Origin of the sequence: Streptomyces adustus (assembly GCF_009377175.1) — a bacterium.
Classification (GTDB): domain Bacteria; phylum Actinomycetota; class Actinomycetes; order Streptomycetales; family Streptomycetaceae; genus Streptomyces; species Streptomyces adustus.
The window spans coordinates 1-14,861 of sequence record NZ_VJZD01000230.1 but is presented as its reverse complement, the minus strand read 5'-3'; the positions used below and the strand labels follow the sequence as shown (position 1 = coordinate 14,861).

Sequence of the window (14,861 nt, the reverse complement as noted above, 5' to 3'; positions counted from 1 at the left end):
TTCCTCCGGTCGAGGCGGCGGGCCGAGGGCCGGCCGGTCGAGGTCCGCGGTGACCAGGTGGGCCAGGACGACCTCGTACAGATCGCTGCCCGCGGTCAGCAGCCGGCGTTCGAGTACCGGCTCGGCGTTGCGGAGGAGTCATACGGTCTGCCCGTTGCGTCGGGGCGGACTGGTCAGATGGGAGCCGATGCGTACGACGAGGTCGCGCATGTGGGCGCTCATGTTGCCGGGTTCGCAGACCACGTCGGCGAGGACCGCGAGATAGGCGTTGGCGCCGGCCGCCATCAGATAGAAGTAGCCGCCGTTCAGCTCGATGATGACGACCTTCATCTCGCCGTCGCTGGTCGGGAGTTCCTGGGCGACGGCGCCGGCCAGGCTCTGAAGGCCCGCGCAGGCGGCCGCGACCCGGTCGGCGGCGTCCTCGTCACCGGCGTAGCGGGCGATGCGCAGTCCGTCGGCCGAGAGCACCACGATCATCTCGATGCCGGGAACGCTCTTGTAGAGCTCCTTGAGCATCCAGTCGAAGTTCGCTCGCTGCTGGATCACTTGAAGTCCCCCTCGTCGTCGGCCCCGGAGCGGGCGGGCTTGTCGATCAGATGCGTGTACGCGGTCGGGTTGCGCGTGAAGTCCGTCGGGTCCGGGCCCGGGTTGTCCTTCTTCAGGCCCTCCCAGAAGGCCTCGACCCACAGTCCGGGCTCCCGCTCGTCCTTCTTCGGCTCGGGCTCGGGTTCTGCCTCGGCCTGCGTCCAGATGTCGGGGGTGCCCTCGCGGGCGGCGCGCTCGGAGGCGGCGGCCTCGGCGTAGCGCTGGCCGAGCGGGGTCTTCATACGGCTGCGGCGTTGCGGCAGGCCCTTCCCGGTCCACTCCGTGACCTCGGGGACGTCGTCCTGCGCGGAGACCTGGTCCGGGATGCGCGGGCTGGTGGGGCGGCGCTTCTTCGGCGGCCGCTTGGGTCCCTCCAGCGCGCCCAGGTCGATCGCGGGTACGGCGGTGGCGCCGATGCCGTGCGCGAAGCCGGGCGCGGGGTCGGAGGTCATCATCTCGGCGGGTACGACGAGGACGGCGCGCACCCCGCCGTACGCCGAGGCGCGCAGCGACACCTGAAGGTTGAACGACGTGCACAGCCGGCCGACGACCGCGAGGCCCAGACGCGGGGTGTCGCTGAGGTCCTGGACGTCGACGCCGGCCTTGGCGGCCTCCAGCAGGCCCTCGGCCCTGGCACGGGCCTCCTCGCCGAGACTGACGCCCGCGTCCTCGATCTCGATGGCGATGCCCGTCTGCACCTCGACGGCGTTGACGTGGACGTCGGTCTGCGGCGGCGAGTAGCGGGTGGCGTTGTCCATGAGCTCGGCGAGCGCGTGGATGAGCGGCTCGACGGAGATGCCCCGGATGTTGACCTTGGCGATGGAGTCCAGCTTGATGCGGCGGTACTCCAGGATGCGGGACATGGCGCCGCGCAGCACGCTGTACAGCGGGACCGGTTGGGGCCACTGGCGACCGGGCCGGCCGCCGCCGATGATGGCGATGGAGTCGGCGAGGCGGCCGATCAGCGAGGTGCCGTGGTCGATGCGCAGCAGGTCGTCGAAGACCTCGGGGTTGCGGCCGTGGTCCTCCTCCATCTCCCGCAGTTCGCCGGCCTGCTGGTGGACGATGGCCTGGACCCGCCGGGCGACGCTGACGAAGGCGCGCTGCGCGGAGTCGCGCATCATCTCCTCGCGGTCGACGATCTCCAGCACGGTCTTCACGACGGTGCGGTGCGCCTCGGAGAGGTCGCCGTAGGCGGGGTCGGAGTCGATGAAGTGCCGCATCACCTCGCGGGGCGTGTTCCCGCCGCGCATCACCTTCAGGGCGGTCGGCAGGACCTCCTGGGCGAGCTTGCGGTTGACCTCGTCGTGGGCGGCGACCTGGGCCTCCAGATACGCGCAGTGACGGGCGTGGTCGGCGCGTGCCTGGCGCAGTCGCCGGCCCCGGCGGACCGCCTCGGCGCCGGCGGCCGTCACGAGAGCCGTGGCGAGGGCGCCGCACAGGCCGACTGCGATCCGGGCCGGGTGCGTCACCAGGGCGACGGCGGCCCCGGTCGCCGTGGCCATCAGTATGGCGGGCAGCAACAGCACCCGCGCGTAAGGGAGTTCGCGGCGGTCTGGAGGGGACTGGACACTCACCATGTAGGCCCTCGAAACGAATCGGGATCTGTTCGCCAATTAGGAACAAACGCACGAATACATACCAACCCGGTGCGCTGCGGGCGAGCTTAGTCCGACCGGATCAACGCAGCGTCATATTCAGCAAGCATCTGAAATCGCCCGCGCAACAGGAGTACGCTCGGCCCCATTTGCACGCTGGGCCGCACTTCGAACACACTGCGTGACGACTTACGGGCGTGCGACAACCCGCCGTGCGGGGTCGGCGACCTCCGCACGGGGGCGACGGCCGGCGGTCCGGTCAGGCTCCGGCGGTCCGGTCAGGCTCCGGCGATCCGCAGCGCCGCGTCCGCCGTGGCCTCGGCGAACGCCGAGACCGGCCGCTCCGGGTCGGAGCGGTGCACCAGGATGACGCCCTCGATCAGCCCGAACACCAGGTCCGTACGCAGTTCCAGCTCACCCTTGCCGAGCCGGCTGCCCGCTTCGGTCGCGGCGAGCAACTGCCGGTAGGCGTCCTTGAGTTCGGCACGCACTGCATGGAAGCCGGCGAACCGCTCGATGCGCACCTCGGGCAGCAGGTAGAGGCCGCCCAGGTTGTGCGGGCCGCCGCACAGCAGCTCCACATCGGTGCGGCACAGCCGCCACAACCGCTCCTCGGCCGGTGCCACGTCGTCGGCGAGCAGCTCACGGGCGTACGCCAGCGACGGGGTGACCGTGGACTCCAGCAGCGCGGCGAGGAGTTCCTCCTTGCCGGAGACGTAGTGGTACATGGACGCCTGCCGCATGCCCGCCCGCTCGGCCACGGCCCGCGTGGTGGTGGCCGCGTAGCCGCGCGTGGTGAACAACTCCGCGGCAGCGGCGAGGAGTTCGTCACGCGGCTCCAGACCGCTGGCCGGGCGCTGCGCGGCCCGCGGCCTGCCGACCCTGCGCCCGCCGCTCGTCTCCATGCGTTCGATCCTCGCACACCGCCCCTCCCGCCGATCTCCGTGAGGGCTCGGTTACCGCCCGGCAATACGGGGGCAATGCCGGCGACGCGACCCGCCCCTAATTTCTGTCGGGCGACAGAAATACCGCCGCAGGCATGAACACCGACACGAGTGAACCCCGAAGACCAGCCGCACGAGCGAACCCGAGCCGGAGGTCCCGCGATGGCGACAGCGACCACACACCAAGCCCGCGCCCATGCGCGCGCCCAGGCGGGCGGGCGCGCCGACGCCATGCCCGTCGTGCCCGCCGAGAACTGGCCGGCCCCGCCCTGCGGGGCGGGCCCGCTGGTGTGGGCCGAGACGGTGGCCGGCGGCAACTACACCCATCGGGTCCTGTCCCGCGGCACCGAACTGCGCCTGACCGACCTTCGCGGCGACGCCTGCGCGCATCTGCTGCTGTTCGCCGCCGACCGGCCCTGGGAGCGCCTCAACGTCGCCGACACGGTCAAGGTCCAGTGGAATGCCTACCTGGGAGAGGGGCAGTTGCTCCTCTCCGACCAGGGCCGGGTCCTCGCCACGGTCGTCGCCGACAGCTCCGGTCGGCACGACGCCCTGTGCGGAACCTCCACCCTCGTACGCAACACGGAACGCTACGGCGACGGCACCGCGCACTCGGCGTCCCCGGCCGGGCGCGAGCTGTTCGTCCTGGCCGCCGCCAAGAACGGCCTCGCGCCACGCGACCTGCCGCCGTCGCTGTCCTTCTTCCAGGGCGTGACGGTACTCGAGGACGGCTCCCTCGACTTCACAGGCTCGGCGGGCCCGGGCGGCAGCGTCACCCTGCGCGCCGAACAGGACGTGACCGTACTGATCGCCAACGTGCCCCACCCGGTCGACCCCCGCCCCGACTACCTCAGCGGCCCGCTGGAGGTGCTCGCCTGGCGCGCGGCGCCGACCGCGCCCGGCGACCCCCTGTGGGACGCCACCCCCGAGGGCCGCCGCGCCTTCCTGAACACCGCCGAATTCCTCGCCGCGAGGGGGCTCGCATGAGCACGAAGACCGTGGTCCCGGCCCGCGCGGCCTGGTCGTCCGTCGTCCGCATGGGCGAGACGCTGACCATCACCGACCTGCACGGCAACCAGGCCGTCGACTTCCTCGTCTACGACGCCCACGACACGTCCGTCCGCTACAGCGCGCCCGACACGATCCACGCCCAGGGGAACATCTTCCTCACCACGGGCAGCGTGCTGCTGTCCAACGAGCACACTCCGCTGATGACCGTGCTCGCCGACGACGTCGGCCGGCACGACACCGTCGGCGGCGCCTGCTCCAAGGAGTCCAACACCCTGCGCTACGGCCACCACACCTGGTCGCAGCACGGCTGCGTGGACAACTTCCTCGCCGAGGGCGCCCGTCACGGCCTCGGCAAGCGCGACCTGGTCTCCAACATCAACTGGTACATGAACGTGCCCGTCGAGCGGGACGGCACCCTCGGCATCGTCGATGGCCGCTCCGCCCCCGGCCTGGCCCTCACCCTGCGCGCCGAACGCGACGTGCTGGTCCTCGTCTCCAACTGTCCCCAGATCAACAACCCCTGCAACGGCTTCGAGCCGACCGCTGTGGAGATGACGATCACCGGAGCGGACGCATGACCTTCGACACCCTGCTGGTCGCCAACCGCGGCGAGATCGCCGTACGGATCATCCGCACCGCCCGCGAACTCGGCCTGCGCACCGTCGCCGTGTACTCCGACCCCGACCGCGGCGCCCCGCACGTCCGGCTCGCCGACGAGGCGGTACGGCTCGGCCCGGCGCCCGCCAAGGAGTCCTACCTCGACGCCGACCTGGTACTCAAGGCGGCCAAGGACACCGGCGCGGGCGCGATCCACCCCGGCTACGGCTTCCTCTCCGAGGACGCGGCCTTCGCGCGTCGCTGCGAGGACGCCGGGATCGTGTTCGTGGGCCCGACCCCCGAGCAGCTTGAGCTGTTCGGCGCCAAGCACACCGCGCGGGCGGCGGCCGAGCGGGCCGGCGTGGCCCTGGCACCCGGCACCGGGCTGCTCGCCTCCCCCGAGGAGGCGGTCGAGGCGGCCGCGCGCATCGGCTATCCCGTGATGCTCAAGGCCACCGGCGGCGGTGGCGGTATCGGCATGTCGGCATGTCGCTCCGCCGACGAACTGACCGAGGCCTGGGACCGGGTCCAGCGGGTGGCCGCCGCGTCCTTCTCCTCGGCCGGGGTCTTCCTGGAGCGGCTCGTGGAACACGCCCGCCATGTCGAGGTACAGGTCTTCGGCGACGGAGCAGGCAAGGTCGTCACCTTCGGCGACCGCGACTGCTCCCTCCAGCGCCGCAACCAGAAGGTCCTGGAGGAGGCGCCCGCCCCCGGGCTGCCCGCCGCGGTCCGCGACCGGCTCGCCCGGTCCGCACGCGAGTTGTGCGCGTCCGTGGACTACCGCTCGGCCGGCACCGTCGAGTTCGTCTACGACGCCGTCCGCGAGGAGGCGTACTTCCTGGAGGTCAACACCCGCCTCCAGGTGGAACACCCGGTCACCGAGGAGGTGTACGGCGTCGACCTGGTCGCCTGGATGCTGCGGCTGGCCCGCGGCGAACGCGAGGTCGTGCGCGACCCCGGCGCCCCGCGCGGCCACGCCGTCGAGGCCCGCCTCTACGCCGAGGACCCCTCGCACGGTCACCGGCCCAGCGCCGGCCTGCTGACCCGCGTGGAGTTCCCGGCCGGGGTGCGTGTCGACGGCTGGGTGGAGACCGGCACCGAGGTGACCGTCGCGTACGACCCGATGCTCGCCAAGGTCATCGCCCACGGCCCCGACCGGGCGCACGCGCTGCGGCGGCTGGCCGAGGCCCTCGCCCGCACCCGCGTCGACGGCATCGAGACGAACCTGGGGCTGGTGCGGGCCGCGCTCACGGACCGAGCCTTCCTGGCCACCACCCACTCCACGGCCACCCTCGCCCGGGTCGCCGACCCGACCCCTCGCGTCGAGGTCGTCTCCGGCGGCACCCTCACCACCGTGCAGGACTGGCCGGGTCGCACCGGCCACTGGCAGGTCGGAGTGCCGCCCTGCGGTCCGATGGACGACCTGTCCTTCCGGCTCGGCAACCGGGCGCTGCGCAACCACGAGGGCGCGCCCGGCCTGGAGTGCACGCTTCAGGGCCCCACCCTGCGCTTCAGTCACGCCACCACCGTGTGCGTGACCGGCGCCGCGGCACCGGTCACCGTCGACGGCACCCCTGTCGCGCAGTGGGAGCCGGTGACCGTGCCGGCGAACGGGGTCCTCGCGATCGGGGCGCCCGCCGAACACGGCCTGCGCACCTACGTCCTGTTCGCGGGCGGCGGCCTGGACGTGCCCGCCTTCCTCGGCAGCGCGAGCACCTTCACCCTCGGCCGCTTCGGCGGACACGGCGGGCGGGCCCTGCGCACCGGCGACGTGCTGCACGGCGGCTCGGTCACCGAGGGCGCCCCGGTGCCCGCCGCCGACCGCCCGTCGCACGGCCCGGTGTGGCAGGTGGGCGTGACCGAAGGCCCGCACGCGGCACCGGAGTTCTTCACCGAGGACGACATCCGCGCCTTCTACGCCGCCGACTGGAAGGTCCACTTCAACTCGGCGCGCACCGGGGTACGCCTGATCGGCCCCAAGCCTCGGTGGGCCCGCCCCGACGGCGGCGAGGCGGGCCTGCACCCGTCCAACATCCACGACACCCCGTACTCCGTCGGCGCCGTCGACTACACCGGAGACATGCCGGTGCTGCTCGGCCCGGACGGTCCCTCGCTCGGCGGATTCGTCTGCCCGGCGACCGTGCTGAGCACCGAACGGTGGAAGCTGGGCCAGCTGCGGCCGGGCGACATCGTGCGCTTCGTGCCCGTGGACGTCGACGGCTCGCCGCGCGCCGGGATCACGGACGGCGGGATCCTGGCCCGGGACGGCGACGTGACCTACCGGCGCAGCGGCGACGACAATCTGCTGGTCGAGTTCGGCCCGATGCAGCTCGACCTGGCGCTGCGCATGCGCGTCCACGCGTTGATGGAGGCGGTGGCGCAGGCCGGGCTCGACGGGATCACCGACCTCACCCCCGGCATCCGCTCGCTCCAGATCCACATCGACCCGCAACGCCTGACGCAGCGCGAACTGCTGGCGAGGGTGCGGGAGACGGCCGCCGCGCTGCCGCCCACCGACCGGCTCGTCGTGCCCTCGCGCACCGTCCACCTGCCGCTGTCCTGGGACGACCCGGCGACCCGGGAGGCGATCGCCCGCTACATGGCGGGCGTGCGCGACGACGCCCCCTGGTGCCCGTGGAACATCGAGTTCATCCGCCGGGTCAACGGCCTGGAGTCGGTCGCGGACGTCTACCGCACGGTATTCGACGCGGAGTACCTGGTCCTGGGTCTGGGCGATGTGTACCTGGGAGCGCCGGTGGCCACGCCGCTGGATCCCCGTCACCGCCTGGTGACCACCAAGTACAACCCGGCACGCACCTGGACCGCCGAGAACTCGGTCGGCATCGGCGGGGCCTACCTGTGCGTCTACGGCATGGAGGGCCCCGGCGGCTACCAGTTCGTGGGCCGTACGACCCAGGTGTGGTCGCCATGGCAGCAGCGCGGCGCGTTCGAGCCGGGCTCGCCCTGGCTGCTGCGGTTCTTCGACCGGATCAGGTGGTATCCGGTGGACGCGGACGAACTGCTGGACCTGCGCGCCGACATCGTGTCCGGACGCTTCGTGCCCCGGATCGAGGAGGGCACCTTCTCGCTCGCCGCGTACCAGGAGTTCCTGGCCGAACACGCCGACTCCATCGGGGAGTTCCAGGCGCACCAGCGGTCGGCGTTCGCGGCTGAGCGGGACGCCTGGACGGCGGCGGGCGAGTTCACCCGGGCGGAGGCGGCCGCCGCGCCCGCGGCTCCCCCGGCCGCGGTGACGGTCCCGGCGGGCGGCAGGCTGATCGAGGCGGAGTTCGCGGCGTCCGTCTGGCAGGTGAACGTCCGGCCGGGCGACGAGGTGGCCGCCGGTCAGCCGCTGCTCGCGCTGGAGGCGATGAAGATGGAGTCCAGGGTGCACGCGCCGACCGCGGGCGTCGTCGCGGAGGTCCTGGCCGGGCCCGGTGACCAGGTCGAGGCGGGAACGGCACTGATCGTCCTGTCACCGGCCACCCGGACCTGACCTCCCGATCCCGACAAGGAGTACGTATGCCCCCCGTCCTGTCCCGAGTACAGGCCGCGTACCGGCGCATCGAGGCCGTGGACCGCCCGGAGATCTGGATCGATCTGCGGCCGCGCGCGGAGACCGAGGCCGAGGCCGAGGCGATCGACGCGCGCGTGGCCGCCGGTGAACGGCTGCCGCTCGCCGGGCGCCTGCTGGCGGTGAAGGGCAACATCGACGTGGCCGGCCTGCCCACCACGGCCGGCTGCCCTGGGTACGCCTACCAGCCGCGGGCCGACGCCCAGGTCGTCGCCCGGCTGCGCGCGGCCGGTGCGCTCGTCCTGGGCACCACGAACATGGACCAGTTCGCGACCGGCCTGGTCGGCACCCGCTCCCCCTACGGCGCGGTCCGCAACGCGTACGCCCCGGACCGCATCAGCGGCGGCTCCAGCTCCGGCTCGGCCGTCGCGGTGGCCCTCGGGATCGCCGATCTCGCCCTGGGCACGGACACCGCGGGCTCGGGCCGGGTCCCGGCCGCCTTCAACGGCATCGTCGGCCTCAAGCCGACCCGCGGGCTGGTCCCCACGACGGGCGTGGTCCCGGCCTGCGCCTCGATCGACTGCGTGACGGTGTTCGCCCGTACGCTCCCGGAGGCCGAGGAGGCGCTCGCGCACATGGTGGAGCCGCCCGGCCGGGCGGTCCCGGCACGCGCCCCCGGCCCGTGGCGGGTCGCGGTCCCCGCGCCGGGGCAGCTGGGCGAGCTCGACCCGGGCTGGGCGCAAGCCTGCGCGGCGGCCGTCGCACAGGTCGCGGCCGCGGGCGCCGACGTACGGCCCATCGACCTCACCCCGTTCACCGAGGCCGCCGCGATGCTCTACGAAGGCGCGTTCGTCGCCGAGCGGTACACCGCGGTGGGGAGCTTCGTCGACAAGTCGCTCGCCGGGGGCGGGGAGGGACTCGACCCCACCGTGGCCGGCGTCATCACCCGGGCCCGGGACATTCCGGCCCACCGGCTCTACGCCGACCAGGACCGCCTCGCCGCCCTGCGCACCCGGGCACTCGCGGAGCTCGCCGACGCCGACGCCCTGCTGCTGCCCACCACTCCGGGGCATCCCACCCTCGCCGAGGTCGCCGCCGACCCGCTGGGCGCCAACGCCCGCCTGGGCCGTTTCACCAACTCGACCAACCTGTTCGACCTGGCCGCGGTCGCCGTCCCGGCCGGGGAGGTGAACGGTCTGCCGTTCGGCGTGATGCTGGTGGGACCGGCGCACACGGACGAGCGGCTGGCCCGGATCGCCGGACTGCTGCGGCCGCGCACCCGGCTGGCCGTGGTGGGGGCGCACCTGTCCGGGCAGCCCCTCAACCCCCAGCTCCTGGCGCTGGGCGCCCGCCTCGACCGTACGACCACCACCGCGCCCGTCTACCGGCTGCACGCACTGCGGACCGAGCCGCCCAAGCCGGGGCTGGTCCATGCGGGTGAGGCGGGCGCCGGGATCGAGACGGAGATCTGGTGCCTCCCGGCGGAGGGCCTGGGCCACCTGCTGACCACGCTCCCCCGCCCGATGGCCCTGGGCAGTGTGGAACTGGCGGACGGCAGCCGGGTCGCCGGTTTCCTGTGCGAACCGGGCGCGCTGGCGGACGCCGAGGACATCACGGCCCACGGCGGCTGGCGGGCGTATCTGGACGCCGGACGGCGAACCCCCTGAAGAGGCCGAGCGGGTGCGGAGGGTCACCCCCCGCATCCGCTCGGCCGGGCGGTCATCCCACCGACGAGTAGGCGACCACGCCCCGCAGCAGCAGGTCGACCGCCTTACGGGCGTTCTTCGCCACGGTCGAACCCTCCGCGGCGGAGGCCGCCGCGATCTGCCCGAGCACGTCGATGACCTGCTTGCACCAGCGCACGAAGTCACCAGCCGGCATCTCCGCCTCGCGCAGCACCTCGTCGAGGCCCTTCCCGGACGCCCACATGTACGCGGCCCAGGCGAAGCCGAGATCGGGCTCGCGCTGGCCGACGCCCTCGGTCTGGTTGATCCGGAAGTCCTCCTCCAGCGCGTCCAGCCGGCCCCAGATGCGGACCATCTCGCCGAGCGCGGCCTTGGCCTTGCCCGAGGGCACCTTCGGCGCCATCGCGTCGTCGGCGGCCCGCGCCTCGTACACCAGCGCCGAGACGCACGCGGCGAGTTCGGCCGGGGCGAGCCCCTCCCAGACGCCGGCGCGCAGGCATTCGCTGGCCAGCAGGTCGAGTTCGCCGTACAGCCGGGCGAGCCGCTTGCCGTGCTCGGTCACCTCGTTGCCGCGCAGGTAGTCCAGTTCGGTCAGGAGCGCGACGATGCGGTCGAAGGTGCGGGCGATGGTGTTCGTCCGGCCCTCGATGCGGCGCTCCAGCTGCGAGGTGTCGCGCAGCAGCCGGTGGTAGCGCTCGGCCCAGCGGGCGTGGTCCTCGCGCTCGTCGCAGCCGTGGCAGGGGTGGGCGCGCAGCGCGGTGCGCAGCCGGGCGATCTCCCGGTCGTCGGCGGCCTGCGACCGCTGCTTGCGGGCCCGCTCCGGCGGGATGTGCCCGGCCTTGGTGCGCAGCGCGGAGGCGAGGTCCCGGCGGGACTGCGGGGAGCGCGGGTTGAAGGACTTGGGGATCCGCATCCGCTCCAGGGCCTCGACGGGCACCGGGAAGTCCATCGACGCCAGCCGCTTGACCTGACGTTCGGCGGTCAGCACCAGGGGGCGCGGCCCGTCGTGCTGCTCGAAGCCCCGGTGGCCGTTGGACCGCCCGGCCGGCAGCCCGGGGTCCAGGACCAGGGCCAGACCGGCGTACTTGCCGGTGGGCACGTGGATGACGTCACCCGGCTTGAGCTTCTCCAGGGCCACTGCGGCCTCGGCGCGCCGCTGGTTCGCGCCCTGCCGGGCCAGCTCGGTCTCGCGGTCCTTGAGTTCGCGGCGCAGTCCCGCGTACTCCTCGAAGTCGCCGAGGTGGCAGGTCATGGAGGTCTTGTAGCCCTCCAGTCCCTCCTCGTTGCGCTGCACCTGCCGGGAGATCCCGACGACCGACTTGTCGGCCTGGAACTGGGCGAAGGACGTCTCCAGCAGCTCGCGCGAGCGGTGCCGGCCGAACTGATCGACCAGGTTGACCGCCATGTTGTACGACGGCTTGAAGCTGGAGCGCAGCGGATACGTGCGGGTGCCGGCGAGTCCGGCCAAGTGGTCGGGGTTCATGGCGCGCTGCCACAGCACCACCGCGTGGCCCTCGACGTCGATGCCGCGCCGGCCGGCCCGGCCGGTCAGCTGGGTGTACTCGCCGGGGGTGATGTCGGCGTGCTGCTCGCCGTTCCACTTGACGAGTTTCTCCAGGACCACCGAGCGGGCGGGCATGTTGATGCCGAGGGCGAGGGTCTCGGTGGCGAACACGGCCTTGACCAGGCCCTGGACGAAGAGCTCCTCGACGACCTCCTTGAACGTCGGCAGCATGCCCGCGTGGTGGGCGGCGATGCCCCGCTCCAGGCCCTCCAGCCACTCGTAGTAGCCCAGGACATGCAGGTCCTCGGAGGGGATGGAGGCGGTGCGCTCCTCCACGATCCGGCGCACCTTGAGCCGCGCCTCGTCGTCGTTGAGCCGCAGGCCCGCGTAGAGGCACTGCTGGACAGCGGCCTCGCAGGCGGCGCGGCTGAAGATGAACGTGATGGCGGGCAGCAGCCCTTCGGCGTCGAGGCGTTCGATGACCTCGGGGCGGCTGGGCGTCCAGATCCGCGAGCGCTGTCTGCGCTCGCGCTCCCGGTCGGCCTCGCGCATGGCCCGGCCGCGTCTGCGGTCCTGGTAGGTGGGCCGGCTCGCCTCCGTCCTGGCCAGCCGGGCGAGGTCGGGGTTGACGGCCCGTTTGCGGCCTTCGCCCTCCTCGAACAGGTCGTACATCCGCCGGCCGGCGAGCACGTGCTGGAACAGCGGGACCGGCCGGTGCTCGGAGACGATCACCTCGGTGTCGCCGCGGACGGTGTCGAGCCAGTCGCCGAACTCCTCGGCGTTGGACACGGTCGCCGACAGCGAGACGAGGGTGACCGACTCGGGCAGGTGGATGATCACCTCTTCCCAGACCGCGCCGCGGAAGCGGTCGGAGAGGTAGTGCACCTCGTCCATGACCACGTATCCGAGGCCCCGCAGGGTCTGCGAGCCGGCGTACAGCATGTTCCTGAGCACCTCGGTGGTCATCACGACCACGGGGGCGTCGGAGTTGACGCTGTTGTCGCCGGTGAGCAGGCCGACCTTGTCCGCGCCGTAACGGCGGCACAGGTCGGCGTACTTCTGGTTCGACAGCGCCTTGATGGGTGTCGTGTAGAAGCACTTCTTGCCCTCTTGCAGGGCGAGGTGGACGGCGAACTCGCCCACGATCGTCTTGCCGGAGCCGGTGGGTGCGGCAACCAGCACGCCCTTGCCCGCCTCCAGCGCCCGGCAGGCCTCTATCTGGAACGGGTCGAGGCCGAAGTCGTACATCTCGCGGAAGGAGGCGAGCGCGGTGGCCTGCTCGGCCGCACGCCTGCGTGCGGCGGCGTACCGCTCGGCCGGTGAGAGGTCCTCTGTCATCGTGCTTTCGAGCGTACCGGGCGCCGCTGACAACAGGACGATCATTATCCGGATCCACGTCCGTGAAACCTTGGATCCGCCCAGCTCACAGCGCCGGTAGCGGTCTGCCGCCCGAGGTGCGGCACAGGACCGGGCCCGTAGAAGCGCGAAACGGCCGGCGGCGCCCGGTGGGCGCCCCGGCCGTGCTCCGCGGCGGAGCCGAAGGGGATCGGGAAGGTCCGGCGGGGCGGGGCGTGCCGTCCGCGGCCGGCCCTGCGCCCGCCGTCGGTGGGCGCCGCCCGCCCTTGCCGTCCGCCCGTCAGGTCACGTCGTCGTACCCGTTGACCCGGTCCGTGGTGGTCTGCTCCGGCAGCCGCCGCCCGGCTCCGACGGACTCGGCCTCGCCGATGTCCTCGGGAGTGAGGTCCAGCTCGGAGGCCTCGTCGTCGCCGGGGCCCTCGGCCGCACGGCGGCGCTTGCGCCGGTCGTTCAGCAGCGAGAAGACGACCGCTGCGAAGTACAGCACCCAGATCGGTCCGGCCAGCGCCAGCATGGAGATGGGGTCGGTGCTCGGCGTGGCCACGGCCGCGAACACCGTGATGCCCATGATCATGCCGCGCCACCAGCCGAGCATGCGGGTGCCGGTGAGCACACCGGTCAGGTTGAGCATGATCAGCAGCAGCGGCAGCTCGAAGGAGAGCCCGAAGACGACCACCATGCGCGTGACGAGCTGGAGCAGGTCGTCCAGCGGCAGCAGGTTGTCGACGCCGTGCGGCGTGAACTGCATCAGCACCTGCGCCGTGGTCGGCAGCACCCGGTAGGCGAAGTACGCGCCGCCGAGGAAGAGCGGCACGCCGCTTGCCACGAAGCCGTAGGCGTACTTCTTCTCACTACGGTGCAGGCCGGGCGCCACGAACGCCCAGAGCTGGTAGAGCCAGACCGGTGAGGCGAACACCACGCCGGCCATCAGGGAGACCTGAAGGGCCAGCGTGAAGGGGGCGAGGAGGCCGTTGATCGTGATCCGCGCGCACTGCTGCCCGTCCGCGGTCTTTGCGGCCAGTTCCTCGAAGGACTTCCCGCAGCCGACCGAGTCCAGGATCGGCTTGGTGAGGAAGTTGATGATCTCGTTGTAGAAGAAGGCGGCGACGACCGTCACTACGACGATGGCGAGCATCGCCTTCGCGAGCCGGTTGCGGAGCTCGCGAAGATGATCCGCGAGGGGCATCCGCCCCTCCGGGTCCTTCTCCTGACTGCGGGCAGGCTTCAGCAACCCACGTTCCCATCTCGTACGGCGGGCCGGGGATCACCGGCCCCGCGTCAGCGCTTGGTGGTGTCCGTCGGCTCGGCGACCGGGCGGGAGCTGGTCACGTCGCCGGGGGCGGCCTGGATGGTGCGCTGCGCCGGGGGCTGCTCGTCGGTGGCGGGCGCCTGGGCCGGGGCGGTGCTGCCCTCTTCCTTCATGGCCTTGGCCTCGCTCTTGAGGATCCGCGCGGACTTGCCGAGCGAGCGCGCCATGTCCGGAAGCTTCTTCGCGCCGAACAGCAGGATGATGACGACGAGGATGAGAATGATCTCGGGAGCTCCGAGCCTTCCGAACATAAGTCTTTACCTTCTCACCGAGGCGGCTGGGTGTGGCGTGCTGTCCGACCACTCGGACGCATATCCGAACGATCGTGTGTCAGCGATCGTAACGCTCAGGGGTGAACGCGAAGCAATCCCCGTGCGTACTCCCGGTCCACGGTGTGGGCCTCGTTCTCCGCACCGCGATCAGCAGCGTACCTGTCCCGACGACCCGGACGACAGGGCGAAGTGCCCCAAAACGCGGCCCGATACGGACTCACAGCGCTCCGACAGCGTCACTCACAGCGCATCCACGGCACGGGCGGTGCTCGCGGCGGCCCGCTCCAGATCCTCGGCCGCCCTGTTGATCCGGCGCGCCGAGTCCGCGACCTGCCGGCCGAGGCGCTGCGCCTCCAGGAACACGCGCACGGCGAGCACGCCCAGCACGGCGAGACCCAGGAAACCCACAGCTACCGCGAACATCGGCCAGAACATGGGCCGAGCCTAGTAGGTGCCGCCCCGGCCGCCGCAGCCGCTCCCCCGGGC

General features: G+C 72.3%; 11 protein-coding genes. 4 read left to right on the top strand and 7 right to left on the bottom strand.

What is annotated here, in order from left to right:
* Nucleotides 1-138: 138 nt before the first annotated feature.
* From FNH09_RS36600 to FNH09_RS36590, 3 genes are all read right to left on the bottom strand, one after another.
* Nucleotides 139-546: a roadblock/LC7 domain-containing protein gene (locus FNH09_RS36600; RefSeq protein WP_162469645.1), complete on the bottom strand. Its 408-nt coding sequence runs from the start codon at nt 544-546 to the stop codon at nt 139-141.
* Complete coding sequence (locus FNH09_RS36595) at nt 543-2,165, bottom strand: ATP-binding protein (RefSeq protein ID WP_152894201.1); 1,623 nt, start codon at nt 2,163-2,165, stop codon at nt 543-545. Before FNH09_RS36595 ends, FNH09_RS36600 begins: the two co-directional genes overlap by 4 nt.
* A gap of 296 nt (nt 2,166-2,461) precedes the next feature.
* Nucleotides 2,462-3,088: a TetR/AcrR family transcriptional regulator gene (locus FNH09_RS36590; protein WP_152894200.1), complete on the bottom strand. Its 627-nt coding sequence runs from the start codon at nt 3,086-3,088 to the stop codon at nt 2,462-2,464.
* A gap of 201 nt (nt 3,089-3,289) precedes the next feature.
* On the opposite strand from FNH09_RS36590, the gene FNH09_RS36585 reads away from it, so the two are divergent.
* Genes FNH09_RS36585 through atzF form a run of 4 tightly spaced genes read left to right on the top strand, consistent with a single transcriptional unit; the run spans nt 3,290 to nt 9,916 of the window.
* Nucleotides 3,290-4,114 (top strand): urea amidolyase associated protein UAAP1, encoded by an 825-nt coding sequence (locus FNH09_RS36585; RefSeq protein ID WP_152894199.1) that lies wholly within the window; start codon nt 3,290-3,292, stop codon nt 4,112-4,114.
* On the top strand, nt 4,111-4,716 hold the full coding sequence (locus tag FNH09_RS36580; RefSeq protein ID WP_152894198.1) for an urea amidolyase associated protein UAAP2: 606 nt from the start codon (nt 4,111-4,113) through the stop codon (nt 4,714-4,716). Before FNH09_RS36585 ends, FNH09_RS36580 begins: the two co-directional genes overlap by 4 nt.
* Entirely contained in the window at nt 4,713-8,231 is a 3,519-nt protein-coding gene (locus FNH09_RS36575) for a 5-oxoprolinase/urea amidolyase family protein (RefSeq protein ID WP_152894197.1), read from the top strand. The genes FNH09_RS36580 and FNH09_RS36575 overlap by 4 nt, the downstream gene beginning before the upstream one ends.
* 26 nt (nt 8,232-8,257) lie before the next feature.
* The gene (gene atzF / locus FNH09_RS36570; protein ID WP_152894196.1) at nt 8,258-9,916 is read left to right on the top strand and encodes an allophanate hydrolase; all 1,659 of its coding nucleotides are present in this window, start codon (nt 8,258-8,260) and stop codon (nt 9,914-9,916) included.
* Nucleotides 9,917-9,968: 52 nt separating this feature from the next.
* Here the strand turns inward: atzF and FNH09_RS36565 are convergent, their stop codons facing one another.
* The 4 genes from FNH09_RS36565 to FNH09_RS36550 all read right to left on the bottom strand — a co-directional run bounded on the left by FNH09_RS36565 (nt 9,969) and on the right by FNH09_RS36550 (nt 14,810).
* Nucleotides 9,969-12,821: a DEAD/DEAH box helicase gene (locus FNH09_RS36565; RefSeq protein ID WP_152894195.1), complete on the bottom strand. Its 2,853-nt coding sequence runs from the start codon at nt 12,819-12,821 to the stop codon at nt 9,969-9,971.
* 253 nt (nt 12,822-13,074) lie between these two features.
* Nucleotides 13,075-14,025: a twin-arginine translocase subunit TatC gene (tatC, locus tag FNH09_RS36560; RefSeq protein WP_152894194.1), complete on the bottom strand. Its 951-nt coding sequence runs from the start codon at nt 14,023-14,025 to the stop codon at nt 13,075-13,077.
* A gap of 47 nt (nt 14,026-14,072) precedes the next feature.
* Nucleotides 14,073-14,354: a Sec-independent protein translocase subunit TatA gene (gene tatA, locus FNH09_RS36555; protein WP_152894193.1), complete on the bottom strand. Its 282-nt coding sequence runs from the start codon at nt 14,352-14,354 to the stop codon at nt 14,073-14,075.
* A 261-nt stretch (nt 14,355-14,615) separates the two neighbouring features.
* Nucleotides 14,616-14,810 carry a hypothetical protein gene (locus tag FNH09_RS36550; RefSeq protein WP_152894192.1) on the bottom strand — a complete coding sequence of 65 codons (195 nt, stop codon included), beginning with the start codon at nt 14,808-14,810 and terminating at the stop codon, nt 14,616-14,618.
* Nucleotides 14,811-14,861: the final 51 nt, after the last annotated feature.

Bases quoted from the DNA above. Each gene is read 5' to 3' on its own strand.
- FNH09_RS36565 (WP_152894195.1), bottom strand. From the start codon at position 12,821: ATGATCGTCCTGTTGTCAGCGGCGCCCGGTACGCTCGAAAGCACGATG.
- FNH09_RS36595 (WP_152894201.1), bottom strand. From the start codon at position 2,165: ATGGTGAGTGTCCAGTCCCCTCCAGACCGCCGCGAACTCCCTTACGCG.
- atzF (WP_152894196.1), top strand. From the start codon at position 8,258: ATGCCCCCCGTCCTGTCCCGAGTACAGGCCGCGTACCGGCGCATCGAG.
- FNH09_RS36550 (WP_152894192.1), bottom strand. From the start codon at position 14,810: ATGTTCTGGCCGATGTTCGCGGTAGCTGTGGGTTTCCTGGGTCTCGCC.
- tatA (WP_152894193.1), bottom strand. From the start codon at position 14,354: ATGTTCGGAAGGCTCGGAGCTCCCGAGATCATTCTCATCCTCGTCGTC.
- FNH09_RS36585 (WP_152894199.1), top strand. From the start codon at position 3,290: ATGGCGACAGCGACCACACACCAAGCCCGCGCCCATGCGCGCGCCCAG.
- FNH09_RS36580 (WP_152894198.1), top strand. From the start codon at position 4,111: ATGAGCACGAAGACCGTGGTCCCGGCCCGCGCGGCCTGGTCGTCCGTC.
- FNH09_RS36590 (WP_152894200.1), bottom strand. From the start codon at position 3,088: ATGGAGACGAGCGGCGGGCGCAGGGTCGGCAGGCCGCGGGCCGCGCAG.
- FNH09_RS36575 (WP_152894197.1), top strand. From the start codon at position 4,713: ATGACCTTCGACACCCTGCTGGTCGCCAACCGCGGCGAGATCGCCGTA.